This window comes from Terriglobus sp. TAA 43 (assembly GCF_000800015.1).
Lineage (GTDB): Bacteria > Acidobacteriota > Terriglobia > Terriglobales > Acidobacteriaceae > Terriglobus.
Genome location: NZ_JUGR01000001.1, coordinates 971,447 through 998,371, shown reverse-complemented (window position 1 = coordinate 998,371; position 26,925 = coordinate 971,447). Strand labels below are relative to the sequence as shown.

Here is a 26,925-nt window from a genome sequence, read left to right as displayed (position 1 = left end):
CTACACCCGACCTGTTGCAAAGCTTTCCGAAAATCTGTTTATATTCCGTGGTCCAACCATCATGACTGGAAGCGGTTCCGAATTCGGAATCCTTTCCATGATGGGAAGCGCTTCCGGAGGAAACACCCAGATGACGAATCGGTCACGTATCCCTATTGCTGCATGTGTGCTGTCGTTGGCATGCACGCTCTCTGCTTCTGCCCAGCTGAGTACCGCGACTCTTTCCGGTACGGTGGTGGATGCGGACGGCGCCGTTGTACCTAATGCTTCGATCACGTTGACGAACACGCAGACGAACTTCACACGTACCTTTCAGACGAAGGCCGACGGTAGCTACCGCCAGGAATTCCTTCCGGTGGGTTCGTACAAGATCGTCGTCAATGCTCCAGGCTTCAAAACGCTGGAACAGACTGGCGTGACGCTGAGCGTGCTGGAGTCTGCGGAACTGAAGCTGACCGTTACGGCTGGTGGCGGTGCAGAGACAGTGGAAGTAACAGCGGATACGCCGCTGGTGAATCTGGCGAACTCTACGCTGGGCAACACAGTGGAGAATCGCGAGATTGATAACCTGCCGCTGATCAACCGCGATGTGACTCGTCTGCTGCAGTTGGTGCCGGGTGTACAGAACGTGCAGACGGTGAACAGCCTGGGCTTCCAGGAATTGCACGTGATCGTGAACGGCGCGCCGGACAGCATTGTTGGCCAGACCTCGTACTACCTGGATGGCACGCTGAATATGACTGGCCTGCGTAATACGGGTAACCAGGTGCCGAACCCGGATGCGATCAACCAGTTCAACGTGGTGACGAATAACTACAGCGCGCAGCTTGGGCGCTATTCGTCTGCCGTGGTGAGCATCGTGACCAAGGGCGGTACGAACAAGTTTCATGGTTCCGTGTTCGAGTTCTTCCGCGATCGTAATTTCAATGCGAATGCGCACAACTCGAATGTGAAGAACGCCTATAACCAACACCGTTTCGGTGCTACTTTGGGCGGACCGATTCGGCGGGATAAAGACTTCTTCTTTGCGAGCTTCGGCGGATTCCGCTTTATCCAGAGCGCGGGTTACACCGGGAGTCTTCCAAGCGATGCACAGATGGCCGGTGACTTCTCAGAAAATCTTCCGACTGCTGCTGAGCAGGCGAGCTGCACGGCGACGCCGACTGCCGCCGCGAATACAGCGATTCACTTCCTGGTTTGTCGCCCAACGATCTTCTCTCCGACGACGGGTGCGGCATCCGCAACCTCTACGCCTTATGCGGGCAACAAGCTGCCCGGTGTGGACGCGACAGCAGTTAACATCGTTAAGTTTTTGAAGGCGAATCTGCCTGCGCAGCAGCCCGCACAGTTCGGCGATACCCGCTACACCTACCGCACGCGGTCCCCGTTGCCGGAGCAAAACGAAGAGTACCTGGGCAAGACGGATCATCAGCTTACACAGGCGCATCGCCTGACGCTGTCGTACTTCCTGTTGAACTATCGCGTACGCGTTGTTCCCAGTACGTTTGCACAGATCTGGTCGTATTCGAATTACACGAATAGACAGCAGAATGCGAGCATCAGCGATACGTGGACAGTGAGCAACCGCTCTGTGAACCAGTTCTGGGTGACGTATACGCGGCAGTACGGCGGACGTACCGCGGTACCGGCGTCTACGCTGGCCGATTTTGGTTCCGACCTTGGTGTAGTAGGAACGCCCTCGCGGCCGAATATCTCGGTCGCTGGTGTGGAAGCATTCACGCTGGGTCAATCCATTACGGGGCCCAAGGCTGGTGCGAACGTGTACGGCATTCGTGACGTATTCAGCACCACGCGTGGCAAGCACTCGCTGTATCTGGGTGGCGAAGCAGGATTGGAAAAGGACTTCCAGCAGACGTTGCTGAACAACTACGGAACGTTCTCGTTCGCTACATCGCCGGGCCAGCGTACGGGCAATGCAACGTCAGATTTTGTGGCGGGCATTCCTTCGGGCATGGGGCAGGACACGCCGCTGTATGCCAACGCGAGCTGGTACAGCTATGGGTTGTTCGCGCAGGATGATTGGAAGATCATTCCGAATCTAACGGTGAATCTTGGCGTTCGGTATGACTTCCAGCAAGCGCCAACCGATCCGCAGCGGATGCAGACGAACTTTACACCGGGTGTGCAGTCGCACGCGTTTAATGCAAGCATCCTGGGTAAGCCGGGATCGAACCTTGCTCCTGTCGGTATGTTGTTCCCGGGCGATCCGGGCGTGCCGAAGGGCGGTGTGTTCTCGCCGATGAACCATGTGTCGCCGCGTGTTGGATTTGCGTACGACCCATTGGGCAATGGCAAGACGGTGTTCCATGGAGCGGCGGGTCTGTTCTTTGGCGGTATCTCCGGCAACATGTGGGAGTACCCATCGAACTATGCTCCGTACGCCGTGCGTAACAGCGGCTATGCAAAGGTGAACTCACTGACGCATCCGTATCAGAACGATCCGACGGAATTCCCAACAGGCACGAATCCGTATCCTGGCCTGGTGTTCAATTACGCAACCAAGACAGCGACCTTCCTGCCGCTGAACCAGGTCGTGGCGTTTGATCCGAACTTCCGCTGGCCGTATGCGATGCAGGTGAACTTTGGTGTGCAGCACCAGTTGCTGCGCAACACTGCAGTATCCATCAACTTTGTGGGTTCGTATAACCGCAAATCGCCCATCTACAACGACATTAACGGGCCGGTGTTCAACATCAATGCGGCGGGTGCCAGCGGCGCAAGCTGCACGAATCTGGCGCAGACCTGCGGCTATGCCAATACCAGTGGCACGGTGAACAACCGTCGTCCTCTGAATGCCATGTATGGCGCTTCTGCAGCGAGCCCGATCTACAGCAACGTGTGGATCATTCGTTCGAACCAGAATTCTAATTACAACGGCTTGCAGGTGTCTGTGGAGCAGCGGATTGTGAAGCACATCAGTGCTCGCGGTTACTACTCGTGGAGCAAGACGCTACAGTCGAACTTCCTGGACAGCACAGGTAGTACAAACGGCATCTTTGTGGATTCGAACTATCCACAGCTGGAGTATCGTCAGCGTTCGGATCAGGATCGTCGCCACATGATGACTGCATCGTTTGTATGGGAGCCGGACTACTTCAGCAGCTATAACTTCTTCGTCCGCAATGCGCTTAATGGGTGGAAGATTACGGCGATCTGGACGGCGAATAGTGGTCAGCCTTTCACCATCACTACCGGTGTGGACAACTACTTCTCCGGCAACGGCAATAACCGTCCTAGCGTTGTTGCGGGCAAAGTGGAGCGCGTGTTGCCGAACAACGGATCACGTGTGGCTGCGATGAACCAGTGGTTCGATACGAGCGCGTATTGCACTGCGGGTGTGAACGGCTGTCCGGGCGTTGGGCCGCTGAACCTGCTGGGTAATACACGTCCGTATACGCTGGATGCACCGGGGTATCGGAATGTGGATGCTTCGCTGTTTCGCGACTTCAGCATCTATCATGAGCTGCGCTTCCAGCTACGCGGTGAGTTCCGCAACGTGTTTAACCTGACCAACCTCGGCACACCAACGGCTACCATGAACAACGCGAACTTTGGCAAGGTTACCGGAACTGGTGGTGATAACCGCATCATTCAGATCGGTGGTCGAATCCTGTTCTAAGACCTACTTACCCTTACAAACGGGAGCGGCATGTCAGTGGATGACATGCCGCTCTTTTGTCTTCGACTAAGGCATTCATTGCGTGATCGGGCAGCCGCAATCGATGTGACAGGTTTTTCCAGTGGGGGATTCAGGTGGAGGCATTACGGCGAAGTTCGCACGTCGAAAGCGAATCGCTCTCTATGCATGTTGTCAGGGCAACAGATGCGCAAAAAAAGCGTGGGGAGTGCAACGCATTGCACGTTGCTCTCCCCACGCGCGGTGAAACCTATTCAACCGTAACGCTCTTTGCGAGGTTTCTCGGTTGATCGACGTCGCAACCCCGCTTGACCGCGATATGGTACGCGAGCAGCTGCAACGGAATGACTTCAAGTAATGGCAGTAATACTTCGCGAGCCTGCGGCACGTAGATGGTGTGCTCGACCAGCTTCGCGATTTCGTTATCGCCCTCTGCGGCGATTGCGATCACACGCCCCCCGCGTGCGGTCACTTCCTGGATATTGCTCAGGGTCTTTTCGTACTTCAGTACGCTTGACGGGTCGTGGATGTCCTTGGTGGCTACGCAGACGACTGGCAACGTCTCATCGACGAGGGCGTTGGGCCCGTGCTTCATCTCACCTGCCGGATAGCCTTCTGCGTGGACGTAGCTGATTTCCTTCAGCTTTAATGCACCTTCCAAAGCGATGGGGTAGTGAATGCCACGTCCGAGGAAGAGGAAGTCGCTTGCGTCGGCAAAGATCTCCGCAAGAGATTCGCAGACGGGTTGGCAGGAACGCAGCGCGCTCTCCATGAGTGCAGGCAGCTGCTGCAGATCGTGCGAGAGTGTTTGGATTTCTTCCGCGGTCATGGTGCCGCGGCTTTGCGCTGCGTACAGGCTGAATGCAAGCAGTGCCGCGAGTTGTGCGGTGAATGCCTTGGTGCTGGCCACACCGATTTCCGGTCCGGCATTGGTGGTGATGGTGCCGACGGCTTTGCGAGTGAGAGCAGCGCCAACCACGTTGCAGATGGCCACGGTCTGCGCGCCCTTTGACATCATCTCTGCCTGTGCGGCCAGCGTATCCGCAGTTTCTCCGGACTGACTGATGAGCAGACCGATGTCACTGCCGCTTACGAGCGGATCGCGATAGCGAAATTCGCTGGCGTAATCCACTTCCACAGGGATGCGGGCCATACGTTCCAATAGGAATTTTGCAGCGAGACCTGCATGCCAGCTTGTACCGCAGGATGCGATGAGGATGCGCTGCGCCGATTGGAATGTCTCGGGGCTTATGTTGATCTCTGGTAATTCAATGACACCCGATGCGTTGCAGAGTCGACCTGCGAGCGTGTCGCGCACGGCACGCGGCTGCTCGTAAATCTCTTTCAGCATGAAGTGGGCGTAGCCATTCTTCTCTGCCTGTGCCGGATCCCACGTGATGTGCTGCGGCGATCGGACAATGGGCTTTCCTTCAAAGTCCGTGAAGCGGACACCGGACTTCGTTAGAACGGCAAGATCTCCGTCCTGAAGGAAGACGATTTCGCGCGTGTAATGGAGGATGCCGGGTACGTCAGAAGCGAGGAAGTATTCGTTGTCGCCAAAGCCAACGATGGCGGGCGGTCCACTTCTGGCGGCGACCAGTTTGCCTGGGTCTTCATGCGAGATGACGCCAATGGCGAAGGCACCGGTGAGTTTGAGGACGGCGCGACGCACCGCTTCTTCCAGCGGGATGTCTACATCCTCGTTGCATCGCGCGTTGGTGTTTTCCTCTTCGATGAGATGAGCGATGATCTCCGTGTCGGTCTCCGTAAGGAAGACGTGACCCTGCGCGGATAATTCTTCTTTCAGCGCACGATAGTTCTCGATGATCCCGTTATGGACCACGACCAACGAGCCCGTGCAGTCACGGTGCGGGTGGGCGTTTGTTTCCGACGGCCTGCCGTGCGTTGCCCAGCGCGTGTGACCGATGCCGTAGTCGCCACGCAGAGGATCATCTGCCAAGAGAGCTTCAAGGTTGCGTAGCTTGCCCGAAGCGCGCCGGATGGAGAGTCCACTCTCCCCTCCACCCAGCGCGATGCCAGCCGAGTCGTAACCGCGATATTCCAGACGCTTCAGTCCATTCAGGATGACTGGAACTACTGGTTTGGTGCCGATGTAACCCACGATTCCGCACATAGCTGGGATGCCTTTCGTTCAAGAAGTCACTGAGGAGTTAGCCCACCATACGGTACTGGGCGGACTTGGTAATGGCTGAAGCTTCCTGCTCCAGGAACCATCCCACTGTCTTTGCCAGGCCGTCTTTGAAACTGTGAATCGGTTCATACCCGAGCGTCTTGCGCGACAGGGTAAGATCCGCCTCCGAATGCAATACATCGCCCAGACGCGGCGCGGTGTAGAGAGGCGCCTTCTTGAAGGAGAGATAGTGCGCCATGAGGTCGTAGGTCTGGTTCAGGGAATGGCTCTGGCCCGTACCGACGTTGAATACGCGTCCTGCTACATCTGTTGCCGGAGCCATGCATGCCAGCATGTTGGCCGATACGACATTGTCGATGTACGTGAAGTCGCGGCTCTGGTGTCCGTCACCGAAGATGAGCGGCGTGTTGCCCTTCAGAATTTCAGAAGCGAACTTCGCAATGACGCCAGAGTACGGTGAGTCAGAACCCTGCCGCGGTCCGAAGACATTGAAGTAACGCAGGCAGACGCCTTCCAGTCCATATACGTGCCAGAAGCTCTTCACGTAATACTCGCCGGCCAGTTTCTGGGCCGCGTAGGGCGAGAGAGGCGACGGGATCATGTCCTCGTTCTTCGGATGCGACGACTTGTCGCCATACGCGGAAGAGGATGCAGCATAGACGACACGCTTGACGCCTGCATCGCGCGCGGCGATGAGAACGCTCAGGGTTCCGTCTACATTGGCAACATGCGTGACCTGCGGCTCACGGATGGAGCGTGGCACGGAAGCCAACGCTGCCTGATGGAGAACATAGTCGACGCCTCGGCAGCATTCGCGTAGCCGAAGGGTCTCGTTGATGTCGATCACGCGGAAGTCGATGTCTCGAATGATGTCATCCAGATTATGGACATCGCCGCCCACTAGATTGTCGATGCCAATTACTTCATGGCCTTGCTGCAACACGTGGTGGGCTAGAGAGGAACCGATAAATCCGGCGACTCCCGTAATTAGATAACGTGCCATCCTCATGCACTCCTTAAGCGTGTGTTGACTGGTTCGCACTTACGCAATTGCATTTGCCATGCCATTGGAGAAACAGGGGGTGGCGCGGCGCATCTGCATGTAAAGTCCCAATGAATTGCAGGAAAGCGCCGGATTATGGCTCCCAGGGAGGTTGCGTAACCGCTGAAGTCGACTGCCGACGCGCGCGAAAAGTATGCAAACCCTTGCATTGTGTGATCCCCATCGGCAGGACGGTGCAACGGCCATATCTGCCTGAATTTCGCCGAAAACCCGCCCATCCGCGCGATTCCTGATCTGGCCGCCGACGTGCAACAGCATGGGGCAAGGTGGTCTACACCTGCGAAATGGGGGACAAGAATGGAACCGGTACGGATGCTGAATTTGCAGAGGCAGTACGCTTCACTGCGCGATCAAATCGGAGTGGCGATGGAGAGTGTGCTGCAGAATCAGCACTTCATTCTTGGTCCGGAGGTCGCTGCTCTGGAAAAGGAAATGGCCGAGTACTGCAATGTGGGCTATGCAGTGGGCGTTGCGTCGGGAACCGATGCGCTTCTGCTTTCGCTCAAAGCTGCAGGCGTTGGCCCTGGCGATGAGGTCATTGTTCCGGCGTTTACCTTCGTTGCTACTTCGGACACGGTAGGCCTGTTGGGTGCTACCCCGGTGTTTGCCGACATTGACCCGATCACCTACACGATGAACCCCGAGCAGCTGGAGTCGCTGGTGACGCCGGCAACCAAAGCGGTGGTCGCTGTTCATCTGTATGGTCAGGCAGCGGACATCACTGCAATCAGCGCATTTGCCACGAAGCACGGCCTGGCTCTTCTGGGTGACACGGCTCAGGCTTTGGGCGCGCGTTATGAAGGTGATCCGGTCTGCTCGTTCGGCGATTATGGCTGCATCTCGTTCTTCCCGAGCAAGAACCTTGGCGCGTATGGCGATGGTGGCATGATTGTTACGGGCGATGCGGAAAAGGCTCAGTACCTTCGCATGGCTCGTGCACACGGCAGCGCCAAGAAGTATCGCAGCGAATTTCTGGGATGGAACAGCCGCCTGGATGAGCTGCAGGCCGCGCTGCTGCGCGTGAAGCTGCCTCATCTGGATACATGGAACGCTAAGCGTGCCGACCGTGCTGCACGCTACAGCGAAGGTCTTGTGGATGTGGAAGAGATTGTTCTGCCGCAGGCCGCTCCTGGCCGCACCCATGTTTTCCATCAGTACACGATTCGCGTCCAGCAGCGTGATGCAGTGCAGCAGTTCCTGAAGGAGCAGGGCATTGAATCGGCTGTTCACTATCCGATTCCGCTGCACCGTCAGCCGATGTACGCGGAGCTTGGCTATGAAGAAGGATCGTTGCCGGAGGCAGAACGCGCCGCTCGCGAAGTTCTTTCGCTGCCGATCTATCCGGAACTGCGCGACGACGAGGTTGATCGCGTTGTGAACGCACTCAAGCAGGCAGTCAGCACTCTGAAGCCAGAGGCTACGCCGGTGGTTGCGGAACTCGTTTAGGAGACGACCATGAAGATAAGCGGAAAGGCCCTCCCACCGAGGGCCGCCCTTCTTCTCACGTTTGATTTTGTGGTGCTGGTAATCGTGGCACCGCTGCTGTTCGTTTTGCCTTTGGTGGCAGTAGAGCCCAATCGCTCTCCTGGCAGTCTTGTGCTTGGCCTATTGCGGCTGATGGCTGCCGGGCTTTTGTGCCAGATGATTCTGTACTACCACGAGCTCTATAACCTCAATGTGGTTCGCATGGGGCGCGACACACTGGTGCAGGTGATGCGCGCTTTCGGCGTTCTGTTCCTGCTGCTTGCTGTTGTCTCGCTGCTCATTCCTGTTGCCAGGCCCGTGCTCTCGCGCACGGTAATGTTCGCGGGGATTGTTGCTGCGGTCACACTGGTGTCCAGGCGGCTGGCACTTCCGCGAAAGCGCGAGCAGGTTCTGATTGTTGGTGCAGGTGATGAAGCGGGCGAACTGCAAGGAGTGATCGCTTCCAGTCCCGAATGGAATATGGAAGTGGCGCGTATTACGCTTCCGTCGCAACTGCGTTCCGCGTTGGACACTACGAAGAACGGTACGGAACATTTCGATCGCGTCATCGTAGCAAACGCGCAGGCGCAGTCGGATGCCAACTTGTCGCTTCTTCTTGATCTGAAGATGGCGGGCCATTTCGTTGAAGATGCGCAAACGTTCTTCGAGCGGGCGACAGGGCGTGTGCGTGTGGATCAACTGCGTGCGCAGGACTGTATCTTCAGCGAACACTTTGTAAATCGTGCGACCAAGCGACTGACGAAACGGTTCCTGGATGTGGCGCTGGCCGGTTCGTTGCTGCTGCTGGCGTCGCCTGTGATGCTTGTTACGGCGCTTCTCATTCGTTTGAGAAACGACGGTCCCATTTTCTTCCGGCAGCAGAGGATCGGACTCTTTGGCCGTCCGTTCAGCATTCTGAAGTTCCGAAGCATGGCGCCTGTGAAAACGGGAGAGCAAACTGGCTGGGCCGGTGAAGAGACAAACCGCATCACGACGCTGGGACGTCATCTGCGGAAGTATCGTATCGACGAACTGCCGCAGCTACTGAATGTTCTGAAGGGTGAGATGAGCCTGATTGGGCCTCGGCCTGAGCAGCCTCATCTGTGCTCGATCCTGGAAGACCATATCCCGTTCTATCAGCATCGTCATTCCGTATTGCCGGGACTGACTGGATGGGCGCAGGTTCGGTATCACTACGGATCAAACATTGAAGAGTCGCGGCGCAAAGTGGAGTACGACCTCTTCTATGTAAAACATCTTTCTATCTGGCTGGACTTTGCCATCGTGCTTGAGACGGTAAAGGTAGTTTTGGTAGGAAGAGGGGCTATCTAAAAAAGGGGCGACAAACTTCGTCGCCCCAGCGACTCCAAGATCGCTATTGATATGCACCCACGGAAGGCCGCGAGCCGCGTGCATTTCCGAGGATGTCGAACGGTGACATGATCGACGTTGTTCCGGCGCCGCTTGCGGGTGACAAGCCCAGCAAGGAGTAGATCGCCGACAACAAGGGATTCAACGTGATGGGAGCGGAGTCCCACGAGGGAGCGGCACCGGCACCATACCAGAGGTTGTTGCTACCACTGACGTTGGTCGATCCTTTCTCAATGTAGGGCTGCGAGGATGACGGCTGAGAGCAGATGTTGTTTGTGAGGTGCATACCAGCACCACTCAGAACAACTCCGAAGCAGCCATTCTGGTTGCCAAGGGTATATGCGCCAGCGTTCACGACGGTGTTGTTGTAGACCTCGACGTTGCCGCTGCTGCCGCCGCCGGCAGGATCCGTATTGATAGCGATGCCTGCTTCATTCGCGACACCGTAGGGGTTCGATGCGAGCGCAGCATTCGATACGACGTTGTTGTAGACCTCGACGGTACCCAGAGAAGGATTCACCGAAGCCAACGCAATGCCGTCGCAGTAAGAGTTGGTGACGATGTTGTCGTGGACGTGAAGGTCATACTCGTTGTTGCCGAGTGTTGCGTGGAACATGATGCCGCGGCAGTAACCCTTGAAGTTCTGACCGACATTGTTCCAACCCACATCTGCGTGGTTCACGTTGCTGGAGAAGTAGACAGCGTGGTAGGTCTTGTCGACGTTACCGCCCGTGTCGTGCACGTTGTTGCCCTGGAATACCCATGTCTCGGTGGGATCGGTGGTTTCACCCAGGACGCAGGCTGTGCCACCTACGCCAGACGGAGGAGCCGGGCAGGAGATGCTGTTGTTGATGATGCGGACGTCGCCCGCCTCAGCATCGATTGCCGAAACCTGTCCGACGATGTTGAGGTTTGCGATGGTGACGAAGTTAGCCCATCCGTGCACGCCATTGGTGATGGAAGAGCTACCCACGGTCACGGTGCCGCCGGGATAACCCACGATGGAAAGCTGGCTGGTAGCGGATGAACCGCCTCTGTCCGTGGAGATTGCTGCCTTGTATCCACGGCCGTCGTCGAAGGTGACGTCGGTTCCGGGTTCCAGGTAGATCACGGTGTTCTGCGATGGCGACCTGGAATCGTTCGAAGTTGCGGAATTGAACGCCGCACGCCAGGTCTTGAACGGCGATGTAAACGAACCGCTGTTGGAGTCAGAACCATTTGGAGAGACGAAGAGGATTGTCGTCGGCGTAACGGTGAAGGGCACTCCGTTGGATTGCAGACCGTTGACTGTTGCGACGACTTGTCCTGTGGTTGCGGACGAACCGAGTTGAGCGATGATCTGCGTGTCACTCCACGAGCACAGCGCGCAATTGGTAACGATAGAACCGTTGCCGATTGTGACGTTGCTGGATCCCTGGCTGGAACCGAAGTTGGCGCCGAAGATTCGAACGTATACGCCGTTTCCGTTGTCGCCGCCTGTACCGCTGCCAACGTTGAGATCGGTGTAATTAATGTGCGGTGCTCCCGAGGGAGTGTTTGAGGGGGCTGAATTCACAACGGCAGTGACATTCGCTGTTGTGGTGTTGGCTGGGGAACTGGAATCGGACGCTTTGATGGAAAGAGTGAACGATCCAGCAGTTGTCGGAGTGCCAGTGAGAGTGCAATTGTTCAGTGTCAATCCAGCGGGAGCCGAGCCGCTGGCAAGCGAGCAGGTGTACGGCGCGGTGCCTCCGCTTACGCTGATTGTTCCGGTGTAGGCCGTTCCAACTGTGGCCGCCGGGGGAGCAAAGAGTGTGAGCGTAACTGTCGGCGCGGCGTTGATGGTTACCGTGATGTTTCCAGACGTAGAGACGGGAGTTGAGGAAGAGTCTGATACACCAATTCCCAGTGTGTAGGTTCCTGCTGTTGTCGGAGTTCCCATGAGAGCGCATCCGCTCAGGGTGAGGCCAGGAACTGTGCCGCTGGTGAGCGAGCAGGTGTAAGGCGCGGTGCCGCCACGTACGCCGATTGTGCCGCTGTACGTGGTGCCTACCGTTCCTGCCGCAGGAGAGGTCAAGGTCAGTGCGACAGCTGCATTGACTCGGACCACGATGTTGCCTGTTGTCGAGATTGGCGTTGCGGAGGAGTCTGATGCCCTGATCGACAGTGAGTAGCGTCCTGATGTTGTGGGTGTACCTGCCAGGGCGCAGCCGTTCATCGTGAGGCCTGCAGGAAGTGTGCCGCTGGCCAGCGAGCACGTATAGGGTGCAGTGCCGCCGCTAACGCCGATGGTTCCGGTGTATGTGGAGCCAACGGTGGCTGTGGGAGGTGATGTAAGCGTGAGTTGACCAGCCGCAGGATTTACCACGAAGGAAAGCGTTGATGTCCTGCTATTCGGAGTGGCACTGGAATCCTTCGCATTAACTGTGATTGAGAAGGTGCCGGATGCCGAAGGAGTTCCAGTCAGAGCGCAGTTGTTCTGTGTGATTCCTGCAGGCAGATTGCCGCCGGTGATCGTGCACGTGTAAGGCGCAGTGCCACCGCTTACGCCGATGATGCCGCTGTAGGTAGTGCCCTGTGTTGCTGCGGCAGGAGCAGTCAGAGTCAACGTGACGGGTGCGGCATTAACCTGGACCAAGATGGTGCTGGTCGTGGAAATGGGCGTGGCGGAGGAGTCTGTTGCCTTGATCCCAAGCGAATAGCTTCCTGCCGTTGTGGGTGTACCCGAGAGGTAGCATCCATTGAGGGCGAGCCCTGCAGGAACTGTACCGCTCACGAGTGAACATCTGTACGGTGCCGTACCACCGGTGACGTCGATTCTTCCGCCGTACGACGTACCAACGGTTGCGGCCGCTGGTGCTGTGAGGTTGAGCTGACCCGCTGCGGCGTTCACTACGAACGACAGAGTCCCTGTCCTGGTGTTCGCGGGGTTGGCGGAATCCGTTGCCCTGACTGCGAACGAGAAGGTACCCGATGCCGTGGGAGTTCCTGTCAGAGAGCAGTTATTCTGCGTGATGCCTGCTGGAAGAGCTCCGCCAATGAGCGCGCACGTGTAAGGCGCGGTGCCACCACTTACGCCGATGGTGCTGCTGTAGGACACCCCAACCGTTCCTGGTGCAGGAGAGGTCAATACCAATGTGACCGGGGCGGCGCTGACTGTAACGACGACGTTTCCTGTTGTGGAGATGGGCGTCGAGGAAGAGTCCGAAGCCCTGATTCCGAGCGAATAGCTTCCCGCTCTTGTTGGTGTTCCGGTCAGGGTGCATCCATTTAGAGCGAGCCCGGCAGGAAGTGTACCGCTGGCGATCGAGCAGCTATAGGGTGCAGTGCCGCCGGTGACACCGATTGCGCCGCTATAAGCCTTTCCGACAGTTGCTGCCGCGGGTGATGAGATGTTGAGTTGCGGGGCGGCGTTCACCGCCATGTAGAGCGTCCCGGTACGGGTATTTGCAGGACTGCTGGAGTCGGTGGCTCTGACTGCGAAGGAGAAGTTGCCCGATGTCGTGGGGGTTCCCCTCAGAGCACAGTTGTTCTGCGCGATGCCCGCTGGCAGAGCTCCGCCAATGAGCGAGCATGTGTAAGGCGCAGTGCCACCGCTCACACCGATGGTGCCACTGTAGGCCATTCCAACCGTTCCCGCGGCCGGGGAAGAGATCACCAGCGAGGCTGCAGCGGAATCAACTGTAACCACGATGCTTCCAGTTGTGGTCGTGCCGGAAGAGTCCGATACCTTGACCCCAAGAGGATAGCTGCCCTCCGTTGTGGGGATGCCTCTGAGGGCGCAGCCGTTTAGGCTTAGTCCGTTGGGCAATGTTCCGCTGGTGATTGAACAGGTATAAGGCGCGGTTCCACCGGTAATGCCGATGGCTGCGTTGTAGGTCGCACCAACGGTTGCTGCCGGAGGTGATGCGAGAGTTAGTGGTCCCGCGGTGCCGCCGACGACCAGGGAAAACGTTGCCGTCGCGGTGTTCGCAGGATTGCTGGAGTCAGTAGCGTTGACTCGAATCGGGAAGGTACCCGGTGCCGAAGGCGTTCCTGTCAGAGCGCAGTTGTTTTGAGTGATGCCTGCCGGCAGTGACCCGTTGATCAGCGAGCAGGTATATGGACCTTTGCCTCCGCTGACTGAGATGGAGGAGTTGTAGGGGACACCGGCCGTAGCGGATGCTGGAGGCCCGATCGTAAGCTCTGTGGCTGCATCGACGATGTTGACAACGATGGTTGCGGTAAACGAATTCGAGGGAGAAGCAGCGTCCGTCGCGGTGACGTCAAATGGATAGCTGCCTGCAGTGGTAGGCATACCCGTGAGGACGCATCCATTCAGAACAAGACCGTCCGGGAGGAGTCCGCCAGCAACGGAACAGTTATACGGAGCTGTACCGCCTGACACGCCGATAGTTCCGGTGTAAGCGGTCCCCACAGTGCCCGCACCAGGTGCGCTGATTGTCAGTGGCGTAGAAGGAGCACCGCTATCGAGGATGAGAAGTGTTAGAGGTACGGAACTGCTTGAGCCGGCGCTATCGGTGATCTGTGCCGTAAAGTTGGCGGTGCCAGCGGCGGTGGGCGTTCCGCTTATCACTCCGTCGCCGCTAAGCGCGATCCCCGCAGGCAAAGAACCGGAGGCGATGGTCCAGGTATATGGAGTCGTCCCACCATTGGCAGTCAATACCGCGCTATAAGCGAGGTTGACGATGCCCACATCGAGCGACGACGTCGTGATATTGACAGAGGAAGTTTGCGAACTGGCGAGTACTCGAACGGTGGTCTGGACCGTCGTGGCTGTGCCGGCGACACTGGCATCGGTCGCCTGGAAGGTCACAGGATAGTCGCCCGCAGTGGTTGGTGTTCCAGAGATCAGACCGCTCGATGCATTGAACTGCATACCGGCGGGAAGGGCGCCCGATGAAAGCGCCATATGTGTTGGGCTCGATCCACCGCTGGTCGATACGGTTGCTGTGTACGCAGTGTTGACGGTGGCATTCTTAAGCGATGCATTGACTTTGAGCGCAGGGTTGACGGTTGCCTCAAACTTGCCTGTAGTGTCATCCGTCGCCGCTGTCACGTGGATCTGCGACTGAACCGTCGCGGGAGCGGTATAGGTGATGGAGTTAAGGCTTGGCTCGATAGTTCCGCAGTTCGCCCCATTGCACCCGATACCGCTCAGCGTCCACTTGGACGAATGTGTGGTGGCTTGCGGAATCTGAACCGTTTGGCCGGCGTTCATTGTGACGGAGGTGCTCGAAGCGGTGGCGACTACGCCATACCCTGATCCGCATCCACTCACCAACCCAAATGAAGCAAAAAACATGGCCAGAAGAGCTACTTTTGCGACTGGCCTAACCAAAACGAGCTGCAAAAAATGGTTGGAGGTACTGCGAACGTGCATATTGCTGACTCCGTCTTTTCAAACGCGAAATGACTCTTGACTCGCGGCAAAGCGAGACCGGGACATCTTGGATCGATATGATCGTGTGCAACAAATTGCAATTTCGGAGCCTTTTCTTCCAGGCTCTCTAAGTTGTTGATTTCGCGTACAACTCACGCGAAATAAGGAATTTATTTCTATCCGGGGAGGAAAAAATTCCTTGGCGATGCGGTTGTTTAGGATGGCGGCCTACGTGCAATGAGTTGGTTGGGGGACATATTTGATCTCAGATTTTCAGACAGATTGCGCCAGGTATAAAGCTTCTGGCGAATCCGGACGCCGAATGGCTCTCAATCCGGCGGTATGGTGCCTTCTCTGGTATCGACTAGGGAGATGGATTTATGCGCCTCGAAAGGCCCGGGTCCTTTGGTTGCCACTGAAGGTGATTCACGTACTCGGCTCAAGCTTCATTGAGGCGTTCCTACAGATGCGCCTGAATGTACAGGCACAGATTGGGCCGGGGTTGCTGATAGCGCATTGTGGAGGTATTACTCTCCACCCGGATGTCGTGATTGGTAGCAACTGCGATCTGGCGCACCACGTGACCCTGGGTACCCGAGGCGTCGGCTCGCGTGGGGTGCCGCGGCTGGGAAATAACGTATACGTGGGAACGGGCGCTGTACTCATCGGTCCTATCGTGATCGGTGACGGCGCACGGATCGCTGCCAATTCGCTTGTGACCCGTGACGTTCCCGCGGGAGCCACGGTCATGGGGGTGCCCGCCGAGATCGTGAAGCGACGTCCGCCATCCGACGCACAAATTAAGGAAGAGTGCCTGATCGATGCCTGACGAACGTCCGCTCCTGCTCTTTGTCGCGCCATACTTTGCTCCGGGGTATCACGGCGGCGTGGTTCAGATTTACCTGGGGTTGCTGCGACAGTTCAAGGGCTTCCGCATTGTCGTGGTTGCAGACAACTGGAAGGTGGATCCTGAGACGGCACACGCCTGGGATGGCATGGCTGTGGAGACCCTCGGCTTTTCGGTGGAGCGGATGGATGCGTTTGAGTTTCATCTGCCGCAGAACGCGCGTTCGCCTCTTGCGAAGGCATGTCTGTTGCTACCGTCGCTGGCACGGTTTTTTGTGCGAGGCAGAAGGCAGTGGAAGGCGCTCTGCAGAAAGTACTCACCGTCCGTCATCGTCTGCGGAGGTACTTACTCTGCCGGTTGGCTGATGCCGGCAAATCCGTCCCGTTCACTTCTGGTGAACTATGTTCATGGTGAAGAACTCACAATGCAGGTGGCTCCTGCGTTTCTGCAACCGATCATGCGTGCCTATCAAAGGCGTAGTTTGCGCGATGCCGATATGAATATCGCTGTGAGTCGCTACACGGCAGACCTGATTGCGCGTATCTCCGATCGCGTGACTGTATTGCCGAACTTTATCGACCATGATCGTTTCTATGTATCCGGACGGCGAGAAGAAATTCGCAGCCGTTATGGATGGAACGACAAGAAGGTGTTGCTGACGGTAGCGAGGCTTGAACCCAGAAAGGGAATTGATCAGGCCTTGCGAGCGCTTGCTCGGTTAAAACAGAGCGGCGATTTGCAAAGTGATTGGCGCTATGTGATTGCGGGTAAGGGATCGGAGTTGGGAGCACTTCAACGTCTGATCAGCGAGCTGCAGCTTGAAGATGTGGTGGAGTTTCTAGGTTTCGTCTCTGACGAAGATCTGCCGGGATGCTATGAAGCCGCTGACGTTTTCCTGCAACCCAATCGCAATCTGAACGGAGATACGGAAGGCTTTGGGGTGGTCTTTCTTGAAGCTGCGGCTTGTGGCCTGCCTGTTATTGGTGGCGTAGCTGGAGGCACAGGTGATGCGATCGATCATGGTCGCAATGGACTGCTTGTCGATGGTGAATCGGTCTCTCAAATTGCAGACGCGATTGCGCTTCTAATGTCTGACGACGAATTGCGAAACCGATTCCACGTGCATGGACTGGAATGGGCGTCGCGTTTCGATGTTGAAAAGGGACGCGCCGGCTTCGAGAAGATACTGCTGCAGCTCCTGCAGCAGAGCGATAGGTCGCAGGTAGCCTCTTAAAAGGCTCCGATGCTATCGGGGATTTTGGAAGTTCGCGCACGTCCATCCAATGTCCAGTTCAATGCAGTGGGGACGCCTCGATGCAGCGCCGGGCTAGCGTCTGAGAGACGAAAATCTCCGCTGGCGGGATTGCGCAGCATAGGATTCACAAGCTGAAAACCTTCCGGAAGATGCGATCGTGCATCCTTTCCTGGCTGCAGCCACCAGACCAGATTTGCTTGTGCTTGAAACGGCACTGGTCTGCTGTTGGGAGAGAAAAGCGGGACACTGCCGTCGAGAACGATGATGTTATTTCGTAGCCTGATAGCCTGTCTCGTCGATCCGCCGGCTAAAGCGATGGCGCCGGAATCTGTGTTGCGTCTTCCTCCGCAACGAAACATGGTGTTGTTGTAGACATCGACAACTCCACTGCTTGTGGGGCCGGCGTTCGAGCCACCTTGTATATAAATGCAAGCGTAGTTTGCGCTGCCATCCTGAGGATCAGGACCCTGGCCGGTGTTGTAGAGAAGATTGTTGAATACCTCAACGGGGCCGGCAGAGGGATTGATCGTTGCGAGGTTGATGCCGTCGCAAGCGGTGTCGTGAATCACGTTGTCATGAATGTGTATGTCGTACTGATTAAGTCCGGTGCCGGGATCGGTCGGTGTGGAATGAAATTGCAGGCCGCGGCATCCGCGCACGTTTGCGATTGTGTTCCATCCGACGTCGATGTGATTGCTGTCAGTGCTGAAATAGACGCCGTGATACACCTTCGTTGTTCTTGGCAAGCCTACGTCATGGACATTGTTCCCTAGAAATGCAACGTCAGAGACCTGCGACATTTCGACGCAGCCTGTTGGGCCGAATCCACGCGGGCAGGTGAAGTCGTTACCCACAACCCGCCAGTCCTTGGAGTCGGTAATGTCCATCGCCTCTTGGTTGCCAACGAAATGTAAACCTGCGATTACCCAGTGATCAGAGGTTCTCTCGACATTCGGAGTTCTGGCTGCGATGTGTGGGCCATCGACTGAACCGATTGTTACGTTGGCACCAGGGTAAGCAACGATCGCAATGGGGCTGTCTTTGCGGCCACTGCTCATGATGTTCCATGACGATTCGTAACGATCAAGTGCATTTACGGAGACGCCATCGCGGAGATAAAGAATGTCTCCCGCATGGAGCTTGTCGACTGCAGACCGAAGTGTTTCACCCTTTCTTTCTGGATAGAAATGGATGTGTCCTGCTCGGACCGAAATGTGAAGTTCGTTCGATGCGCCCCTGTCTGTGTGAACAACGACGGGGCCGGACTGAGAGCGGCTCGACAATTGGAAGGTGAGCGTGCGCTCAGACCAGATGGGATAAGCGAATGCGCGCTCTCCACCAATGGTGATGTAGCCTGCTCCGCGCTTGTCGCCGAAGCCGCTTCCATAGAGCGTGATGAATGCGCCTTGATCTGACTCGCCGCCTGTGGCGGGCGCGCTGGTCAGGTCGCTATAGGAGATGTGCGGCGGCACCTGCTCTGCGCCTGCTCGTGTTGTGGCGAAGCAGAGAAGTGGCAATAAAAGAGCCAGTGCTCTACAACGAACCCGCCAATAGTGGCCGTAGAAATAGCGCGTATTCCAGATAGCTTTCATCGAATGTTCCTTCTGGCGACAAGACAGATCCGTCCCACACGTTGACCCGGGGAATTGCCAATGGCTCATTTTCCTTGCGCCATAGTCCGGACACTGTCGTAAATCCGTAGTGGTATCCGCATTTGGCCGTTAATTCTCGGACACGGTTATCTGTGAAGCCGTTTGGATACGCAATCCAGTGCCGCTCAGTGTGTTCCGGAATCATATGCTGCTGAAGCGCGGTGGAAGAAGTGGTAAGTTCCGAAGCGACTTCATCGGACGTCAACTGCGTGAGTAAAGCATGTGTTGCAGTGTGCGATCCGATCGTATGACCCGCGCGTGTCAAGGTACGCATCTCGTCCCAGGTCATAAGCCGCTCCAGAGGGTCTGGTTGGCGAGTGTTCATGGCGAGACTTCTTTCAGCATCATCGATGGCTGCACGAATCGTCTCAGGTTCAAACTGCTTTAACCAGGTAAGGAGTTCCTCTTCTCGAACAGGACCGGCGGGTAAAGGAGTGCCGTCAGCATCGACAAGGTGTGAGAACAGGTCCTGCAATGAGATTTGGTTCTTCGAATCATGGAGGGCACGAATGAATCCCAAGGCTTTTTCGGGCCAGAAAGGCTGCGTGCGGCCAGCATAGTTAGTCACAGCAAAAAAGCAGGCGGACATTCCAAACTGGGCCAGAAGAGGAGCGGCGATGGCGAGGTTGTCGAACCATCCGTCATCGAAGGTGATCATTACCCGCGGACGTGTGTCCGATGCTTCCGGTCGATCGATGTCGCCAGGCTTCACGCAGACTGCATGTTCGCTGAGATAGGTGAGCAGGCTGCGGAATGCACTCTCGCGGATGACCATGCCGCGGGGCGAGCGACAGGATTCCATTGCATCGTCCGGCATGACACGATGCAACATCAATACGAGCGTGGCTCCTGACGCGCCTACCTTCTTACGCGCAGACTTCAAACTGCCGGATTTGCTCAGCGATTTGAGAAAAGCGTGCCGCAGTGTTTGACGTGAGCTCATTCCCATATCAACCTGCGTGCGATGTTTCGCGTTGTGGCTTCCACACGGCGTAGCGTTGTCCGCGCATGAACTTTACAGCTCCCCAGAGGGCTGCAGCATTCATCACGCAGAAGTACATCGGCAATGAAAATGCCTTCTTCTTTTGCAATGCGGGGATGGCTGCTGCCAAGGCGGCCGTGCCGTAGAACGCAAGTTGGAGCGCGAGAAGAATGCCGTAGGCCATGGATGCTCGCAGCATCCATGATGATGCGAGCATGCCTACCAAGAAGAGTGGAACGGCGTATCGCAGCAGTTTGTGAGAGAGAAGCTGTAGCGCAATCCACGGGTGCTTCCAGGGAGCGAGCAACTGTCGCACGCTTGAAAGGCCTGTCAGAGCACGCGCAACGACTCGGACGCGCATGGAAAATTCTTTGCCCGCATTGTGTCCCACATCTTCGCGTGCCAGGGCCCGTGGCTCAAACTTCACCTTGGCACCCTGCAGCAACACATGCATTGGTTCTACGAGGTCGCTGATGATGCCGGGCTCAAGTGGCGTATACAGGTTTCTGCGCACTGCATAGATGCATCCGCAGCATCCGGTAAGGCTTCCTGCGGCGGACTGCATTTCACGGATGCGATTGTCATATCCGGCGTAAGCACGCGAACCTTCGCCCACGGATGAGCTGTTGAGGTCAAAGTAGGTATATCTACCTGAAACGGCACCAACATTCGGATCGGCAAGTGATCCCGCTATGTATTGCAATGCGTCTGGGTGGTACTCGGTCGTGGCGTCAGAGAAGACGATAATTTCTCCTCTTGCACTTCGCACGGCCACGTTTTGCGCATTCGTCTTACCAGCTTGTTGTGGCACGACGATGAGCTCTACGCCTTCCGGAGCGAAGAAGCGGACGATGTCTTCGGTCTCATCTGTCGATCCGTCAGAAGCGACGAGGATCTGAAGCTTGTCCTTCGGATAGTTCAATTCGAGGCATTGGAGAAGTTTTCTTCCAATATTGGCAGCCTCGTTATGCGCGCAGATAAGGAGCGTCAATGTGGGTGCGGTGGATGGAGGTACGGCGCGGTGTTTCTTGAAGCGTGTCACGATCCAAAGCAGCGTTGGATAACCAATGTAGGCGTAACCGATGGCAGTTACACATATCCAGAAGGCAATGGACCAAGGCGATATTTCCGACACACTAAGTAGCGAGAAGGGCATCGTACACCTCCACATGTTGCGAAACCATTGCCTGAATCGAGAATCGTTTCTCTACAAGCTCGCGGGCGGTGTTTCCCATGTATGCCCTGTGTGTGCGGTCATTCAGTAGCGCGATGATGTGGTCTGCGGCGGCCTGGTGGTCTTCGTTGGGAACCAGGTAACCTGTTACTCCGTCGACAACCGCCTCTGAGGTTCCACCCACATCCGTCGCCACAACTGGAAGTCGGGCCGCCATCGCTTCAATCACGACGTTTGGAAATCCTTCCGAACGGGAAAGCAGCGCGAATACGTGGGAGTCGTGAAGTAAGCCGGGGATGTCTTCTACGCGGCCTAGGAAGCGGACGCAATCATCCAGGTTTGATTCGCGGACCATGTCACGCAACTGCTGCAGATGTTCCTGATCCGTCCAGTCGCCCGCAACGGCAAACATGGCCTTGGGATTCTGGCGATGGACAATTGCAGCCGCCTTGATGAAGACGTCGACGCCCTTCCATGGATTAATGTTTGCAACAGTTGTGACAAGAAGTGCATCTTCCGGAAATGCGTGGGCAATCCGCAACTCTGACGTGTGTGCAGACAGCTCGTAGCGCTCGAGTGCGACACCGTTGTGCACGATGGACACCTTCTTCGCGGTAATGCCGTCCTGTTCACGGTGCCAGCGTGCCACTTTTTCTGAAACTGCAAAAACATGGCTGTAGAGCGGGGTCAGCAGCCGATAGAGCAGGTTGTGCTTTGCCGTCCGCAGAATTCCCATATCTCGGCGGCTGGAACAGATGGTGGTTACGCCGGCGAGGCGACTCGCGATGGCACCAAAGAGATCGGCGCTCTCGAAGTACGTCTGTACAAGGCATACGTTGCGCTCGCGGAGCAAATCGCGCAGCTTGCCGAGGGTTTTCAGGCCCTGTAATGAGAGGCAGGAGCGCGTGGGCAGCACCACGATCTCGTCGAAGAGTTTGTAAGCTTCGGGGCTGGGATTGTCCCGCAGCGTGACCACGGTGACCTTGTATCCACGCTCGGGAAGGGAGCGTGCCAGAGCGAACATCATGCGCTCGGCACCGCCCAGTTCCGTGAGCTGATCAATGATGAACATCACCGATCGCGATTGTGTGGATACGGGTTTCATACTGCATCTCCATGGACCAGTGGCGGATTTGGCGTATGCCAGGAATGGCGCTTCTTCGCCTTTTGCTTCACTTGTTCCGTGACTACCGGCGCCTTCACACTAGCAATTGAAATGCCACACAGTGTGCACCCGAGAAGGATCCAAAGGTTGGAATCAACCTGAATGAACATCCACCGGTCGCCAAAGAAATTGACGATGGCAGCCGTCAATATCAGGCATGCAAAGCCTAGGCCCACCAACGAGAGAAAGGAATCTCTTGCGCGGCTGAATAGTTGCAGCCCGGTCCGAGCGAACAGGAGCAGCTGCACGAGGAAGAGCAGGAGCCCGGCCAGTCCCGTTTCTACCAGCATTTTGAGATAGAAGTTATGCGTGTCTTTATAAGAGCCGACGCGGCCCATCAATGCGTAGGTCAGGAACCCGGTGCCTACAACTGGATTGGCCTTGAACATATTGATCGCGTCTGTCCAGAGCATTACGCGCTCCTGTGCGGATGCGTCCAATGCTGCGTCTTGTCCCGCGTCTGGCTTGGTATAGGTCATGGCAATGCGCTCCTGCACTGCGAGCGGCAGGATGGCTTGCCAGGAGACAACGAGCAGAAGAATCGGTATGAAAAGCCATCGAATCTTGACGACTGCCAGGAAACAGAGGACTAACGCCAAAGCGAGGTAGGCTTCGCGCGAGTAAGAGAACAGAATGCAGGTAGTATTTGCGGCGACCACGAGGATAATGCCAGCGCGTACCAGTGTCTTGCCTTTGAGCGCGAGCAGCGGTAGCAGAAACGCCGTTGCCTCTACGAGATATGAGGCTAGTCCGTTCTCACCTGCATATCCTAGGGGACCGGCATCGCGCGTCTCTTCGGCGTAGTGCGAAAAGTCACGTCCGGCTGCGCCCTTCAGATAACTGAAATCTACGGCGAGTGCTGTTACGCAGCAGAGTGCAATGATGATGGCGATTTGCTTGCGTGTGCGGATGGTTCTGGTGACAGCGACTACGAGCATCGGCATTACGATGAAGTTCTTGTAATCCACAAGACGCACGTCGTTAAACCAGATGGGGAATCCTCCGCCCAAATAGAAGGCGCCGCGCCATAAGGATAGATAGTAGAACCCGCACATCAATCCAAGGAAGGCGAGAACAGAAGTTCGTTTTATCAAGGGCGCTTGCGGACGAAGGACACTGCCAAGCAAAGTGCAGATGATTAAGATGTCTACGATGTTCGATCCGAGAGGGAACGCGTGCAGGTGATAACGCGTCGTCTGCAACGGCAGCAGCACCGAAAGCAGATAAATCCCGAACTCGGACTTCCACAGGATTGTAGCGAGTGCACCCGCAACAACAGCGGAGTACATTGCGATTGCGCGTATGCTTGTGAGCGCGCCGGGCGAGGTCGACTCCAAAATCATTCCGCACCTCCTTCGCCTGTCGCTGCGGTCGAAGGAACACGCAACGGTGAGATTGTGCCAATGGGCAGCTTTGCAATGACCTTTTTAACGGCCTTGCGGAAGTCCGAAGACATGATGAAAAAGCATCCGGCAAAGATTGCGCTATACGCTGCCGCACGGCCCAGTAGCTGCGCGATGAGCAACTGCGAATGGATGAAAGTTGGCAGTGGGTACGCGCACAGAAGTGCTACGACTCCACTGATGGCAAGTGCCGGATTCACATGCAGAGGCAGAATGTCTCGGTTCACGACGATCAGTGTTCCGACCATGACCGCGTAGCTGAGGAACGTAGCGGCTGCCGCTCCCATCAATCCGTAGCGAGGAATCCAGGCGAAGTTGGCTGCGATGTTTACGGCGGCGGCGACGACGACAATGATTGCAAGCAGGGTGGTGCGCTTCTGCAACACCAGACCTACGTTGAAGAAGATGTGCAGCGCATAGACCATCAGCGCAGGCACGAGTACCTTGAGCAGTCCTTCCGCACCGGCGAAGCGAGTGGACGCGAGGAAGACAAGGGCGTCGCCTGCGCAGAGCGTTGATAGCCCGGTGATGAAGAGCGCGATCACCACGAACCATGAGAGCGACATGGAGAGGAAGCGTGATGTCGCTTCTTTACCCTCTTCGTTCCAGAGGCGCATATAGATAGGGAAGAGCGCCAGGTTCAGAGGAGTCATGACGACATCCTGCAGATATCCCGAGATGCTATAAGCCGCGGAGTACAGGCCCAGCGAATGATCGCCCATATAACGCTGGACGATGATGCGATCTGCTGAGTCCAGAACGAGGCTGGAGAGTTCGTATGCGATGAGAGGCATGCCGAACTTCAGGCTGGTACGGATGAGATCCCAATCGATGGCGGTGGGGTGAATCAGGCCCCGGCGGAGCACGTCGCCCAGTTGAACTGCAACTACGATGGCTTCAGCCGTCATGGTTGCGAGTACCACAGGGAATGCGCGATGTTGGCCTGCCAAAGCGAGCGCGATGAGGCCGACCATCGTTGTGACCTTTGTCATAACTTCAACGATGGTGTGAAGACGGCTTCTGCCTTCGTTGCGCAGGAAGCTGAGAAGCATCGACTGCAGCGTGCGAAGTACGACTGCGACTGGAGCGAGCAGGAGGCAGTGAAAGAGCTGGATGTCTCTACGCAGCTCCGAGCTGCTAAAGAGTACGGCCATGTAAATCGCGGAGAAGAGCAGCGATGTGATAGTCGGTCCAATGAGCAGTGTCGAGTAGAATCTGCGCTGTCCTGCAACGTCCGACTTTGATGCGTCGTAAAAACGCGCTGCGGAATACTGGAGGCCACACTTCGATAGGACGACAAGCAACAGCACCAGTCGGAATGTTAGTGACAGAATGCCGTATTGTTCGACTGGAAGAACTCTTGTGAGCAATGGAAACGTAACGAATCCAAGGAGGATTAACGATCCTCGACCCACAAGATAATTTCCGATGTCTCGGATGAAGTCTGGCTTACGACTCATTGCTGTCCCCCGTTGGCGTTCGGGAAGCAACCGACACCGTGCATCGCCGGGTCACGCAACACCAGATAGTTGGGCGACTCATAGATCACCTGGAAGCGCGGGTCGACCGGAGCCGTTGCCAACAGTTGGCGATAGGCAGTTTCGTATTCAGCGGCTGCGTTGATATGTGCCCAGTCCTTATCGAGTACCAGGTACTCATAGACCGGGTGGTGGTACTGATACAGCCGATGTGTCTGATATAGGCAATCGCGATTAGCAACTGCGGGAAGCATATAGCGCGGAGCGGCGAGCGATGCATCCGAAGGAATCATTGCTGCGACCTTGTGTGCCTCTGCGTCCCATGGCTGTTTAGAGATTTCGTCGAACTGTGCCTTTCCAGTAGCAAAGGCGAGCGTAGCGACGGTCAGTGCTAGCGTGATCAGCGGAGCTACGCGCGAGCTGCTGAGGCGAAGCCGCGAGAGGCTTGCCAACTTGCTCTTGCTGTTGGTGGAGAAGAGAAGCGCAGCGATGAACAGTACCGTAGCGGGTACTACCGAGTATTGAGCATAGATAACAGTCGTGATGCACTTACCTGCGCCAGCGAGAAGGTTGATGGCCAGGAAGGGGAATGATGCGATGACGAGCGAACTGCCGAACGGAAGAAGGAGTCCGGTGGGCGTCAGAAGCTGTTTGAGATAGACGATGTTATTGCGTGTCAGAACGGTCGTCTGCGGGCTGCTGCACACGTGGGTGAGCATCTCTGTGGGGGTTGCGCCCAGGTGGCTGAAGCATGCGTCGGTGACGAATGATGCTCCGTTCAATGCGTGTGGGAGCACAACCTTATAGGAGAGAACACCCCATACGAGGCCTGCGATCAGCGGCAATGCAATCCAGCGCATCGACTTACGCTGAACCAGCGCAACGACGGCGAGGCACACGGCGAAGAGCGCCAGATCTTCTCGCACCGCCAGGGTGAAGAAGAATGCAATCGTGAAGGGACGGAACTTGCCTTCGAGGTAGTAAAGGATCGTGAACAGCACGGGCAGTGCGACGAAGCTTAGGGGATAGAAGTCAAAGACGGACTGATAAAAGATCACCGGCACGAGCAGGAAGGCCACTGCCCAGATGCGGGCCGCCCGATCCGTGGATGACAACTTCGCAATGCGGAACACGGGATAGGCACACGCGACCATTGTGATGTTGCGAAGGACCAACAGAGTGATCGGGCTCTGGAAGATTGCGTAGAACGGTAGGAACAGGAACATGATGGGCGAGTTATGCCCAGCGAAATCCGTTGTGACAGGGTGCGAATAGAGCACGTCCTGCAGCAGGGAGCCCCAGAAGAGGTGTCCGTGCAGTGTGGTGTGCATGATCTGGCCGAAGTAAGCGAGGTCCTGGCCAACGTATCCGAACACCAAGTACTTCTTGACTGCGAAATAGGTGAGACCGGCCAGCAGCACGGCTGCTTCAAGAATGGGCCAGCTTGTGTTGCGAGGTGTTTCCTCGTCCTGCGAGTCGGCTTCCTTAAGACTGTCGCGGAAGAGCGCGGCCCACAGACCGATAAAGATCGCGAGCAATATTGCCGAACGCACAAAGGGCGGGCGAACTCTGGCTGCGTATTCCGGAACAAAGAAGAGAAGGAAAACAAAGACTGCTGCACAGCGCGCGAGTTCGCGCTGCAGTGCTGGAGATGTTGTCTTACGAAAGACCAGGGAGAGAGAAGGACTATACGCGAGCAGTGTGAATGCCACAGCGAAAACGATTGCAGTTAGCAACGCACCAAGGGTGTGCATGGGGCGAAGAAAAGCCAGCCAGATCCAGATGCTGAGTGAAGCGGCGCCCAGGGCGACCGGCAATGTGATTGCCGGTCGCTTCGGGAACTGGTTCGTTTCAGCTTGGATGTAATCTGTCGCGATAGTCGAGGTCGACATTGTTCTA

The 26,925-nt window shown here is 56.4% G+C and carries 15 protein-coding genes; 5 read left to right on the top strand and 10 right to left on the bottom strand.

The features are described from left to right. The first annotated feature begins 130 nt into the window (after nt 1-130). Nucleotides 131-3,640, top strand: a complete 3,510-nt coding sequence (locus tag M504_RS04170; RefSeq protein WP_052200794.1) for a carboxypeptidase regulatory-like domain-containing protein — start codon at nt 131-133, stop codon at nt 3,638-3,640. A gap of 268 nt (nt 3,641-3,908) precedes the next feature. Here M504_RS04170 and glmS read toward each other — a convergent pair whose 3' ends face one another. Both glmS and M504_RS04160 read right to left on the bottom strand, forming a co-directional pair. Then, the gene (glmS, locus tag M504_RS04165; protein WP_047488327.1) at nt 3,909-5,792 is read right to left on the bottom strand and encodes a glutamine--fructose-6-phosphate transaminase (isomerizing); all 1,884 of its coding nucleotides are present in this window, start codon (nt 5,790-5,792) and stop codon (nt 3,909-3,911) included. Nucleotides 5,793-5,829: 37 nt separating this feature from the next. Further along, on the bottom strand, nt 5,830-6,813 hold the full coding sequence (locus M504_RS04160; RefSeq protein ID WP_047488324.1) for an NAD-dependent epimerase/dehydratase family protein: 984 nt from the start codon (nt 6,811-6,813) through the stop codon (nt 5,830-5,832). A 357-nt stretch (nt 6,814-7,170) separates the two neighbouring features. Here M504_RS04160 and M504_RS04155 point away from each other — a divergent pair, with 357 nt between their 5' ends. Then, complete coding sequence (locus tag M504_RS04155; protein WP_052200351.1) at nt 7,171-8,319, top strand: DegT/DnrJ/EryC1/StrS aminotransferase family protein; 1,149 nt, start codon at nt 7,171-7,173, stop codon at nt 8,317-8,319. Nucleotides 8,320-8,328: 9 nt separating this feature from the next. Beyond that, the gene (locus tag M504_RS04150; protein ID WP_047488323.1) at nt 8,329-9,669 is read left to right on the top strand and encodes a sugar transferase; all 1,341 of its coding nucleotides are present in this window, start codon (nt 8,329-8,331) and stop codon (nt 9,667-9,669) included. A gap of 43 nt (nt 9,670-9,712) precedes the next feature. Here the strand turns inward: M504_RS04150 and M504_RS04145 are convergent, their stop codons facing one another. Further along, nucleotides 9,713-14,992, bottom strand: a complete 5,280-nt coding sequence (locus M504_RS04145) for an Ig domain-containing protein (RefSeq protein WP_052200348.1) — start codon at nt 14,990-14,992, stop codon at nt 9,713-9,715. Between the two features lie 544 nt (nt 14,993-15,536). Here M504_RS04145 and M504_RS22460 point away from each other — a divergent pair. Both M504_RS22460 and M504_RS21070 read left to right on the top strand, forming a co-directional pair. Then, on the top strand, nt 15,537-15,899 hold the full coding sequence (locus M504_RS22460; protein ID WP_232296150.1) for a serine O-acetyltransferase: 363 nt from the start codon (nt 15,537-15,539) through the stop codon (nt 15,897-15,899). Continuing rightward, a complete protein-coding gene (locus M504_RS21070; protein WP_052200346.1) occupies nt 15,892-17,151 on the top strand; it encodes a glycosyltransferase family 4 protein in 1,260 nt (419 codons plus the stop codon). Before M504_RS22460 ends, M504_RS21070 begins: the two co-directional genes overlap by 8 nt. Here the strand turns inward: M504_RS21070 and M504_RS04130 are convergent. The 7 genes from M504_RS04130 to M504_RS04100 are packed head-to-tail and all read right to left on the bottom strand — an operon-like array spanning nt 17,148 to nt 26,918. Beyond that, nucleotides 17,148-18,764, bottom strand: a complete 1,617-nt coding sequence (locus tag M504_RS04130) for a right-handed parallel beta-helix repeat-containing protein (RefSeq protein WP_198137518.1) — start codon at nt 18,762-18,764, stop codon at nt 17,148-17,150. The genes M504_RS21070 and M504_RS04130 overlap by 4 nt on opposite strands. Next, nucleotides 18,706-19,767, bottom strand: coding sequence for a polysaccharide deacetylase family protein (locus M504_RS04125; RefSeq protein WP_198137517.1), 1,062 nt, complete (start codon nt 19,765-19,767; stop codon nt 18,706-18,708). The genes M504_RS04130 and M504_RS04125 overlap by 59 nt, the downstream gene beginning before the upstream one ends. 7 nt (nt 19,768-19,774) lie before the next feature. Next, the gene (locus tag M504_RS04120) at nt 19,775-20,962 is read right to left on the bottom strand and encodes a glycosyltransferase family 2 protein (RefSeq protein ID WP_084214077.1); all 1,188 of its coding nucleotides are present in this window, start codon (nt 20,960-20,962) and stop codon (nt 19,775-19,777) included. Next, the gene (locus tag M504_RS04115) at nt 20,943-22,085 is read right to left on the bottom strand and encodes a glycosyltransferase (RefSeq protein WP_047488315.1); all 1,143 of its coding nucleotides are present in this window, start codon (nt 22,083-22,085) and stop codon (nt 20,943-20,945) included. Before M504_RS04115 ends, M504_RS04120 begins: the two co-directional genes overlap by 20 nt. Continuing rightward, a complete protein-coding gene (locus M504_RS04110; protein WP_047488311.1) occupies nt 22,082-23,488 on the bottom strand; it encodes an O-antigen ligase in 1,407 nt (468 codons plus the stop codon). The genes M504_RS04115 and M504_RS04110 overlap by 4 nt, the downstream gene beginning before the upstream one ends. Then, nucleotides 23,485-25,008 (bottom strand): lipopolysaccharide biosynthesis protein, encoded by a 1,524-nt coding sequence (locus tag M504_RS04105; RefSeq protein ID WP_047488309.1) that lies wholly within the window; start codon nt 25,006-25,008, stop codon nt 23,485-23,487. The genes M504_RS04110 and M504_RS04105 overlap by 4 nt, the downstream gene beginning before the upstream one ends. Then, the gene (locus tag M504_RS04100; protein ID WP_047488306.1) at nt 25,005-26,918 is read right to left on the bottom strand and encodes a DUF2079 domain-containing protein; all 1,914 of its coding nucleotides are present in this window, start codon (nt 26,916-26,918) and stop codon (nt 25,005-25,007) included. The genes M504_RS04105 and M504_RS04100 overlap by 4 nt, the downstream gene beginning before the upstream one ends. Nucleotides 26,919-26,925: the final 7 nt, after the last annotated feature.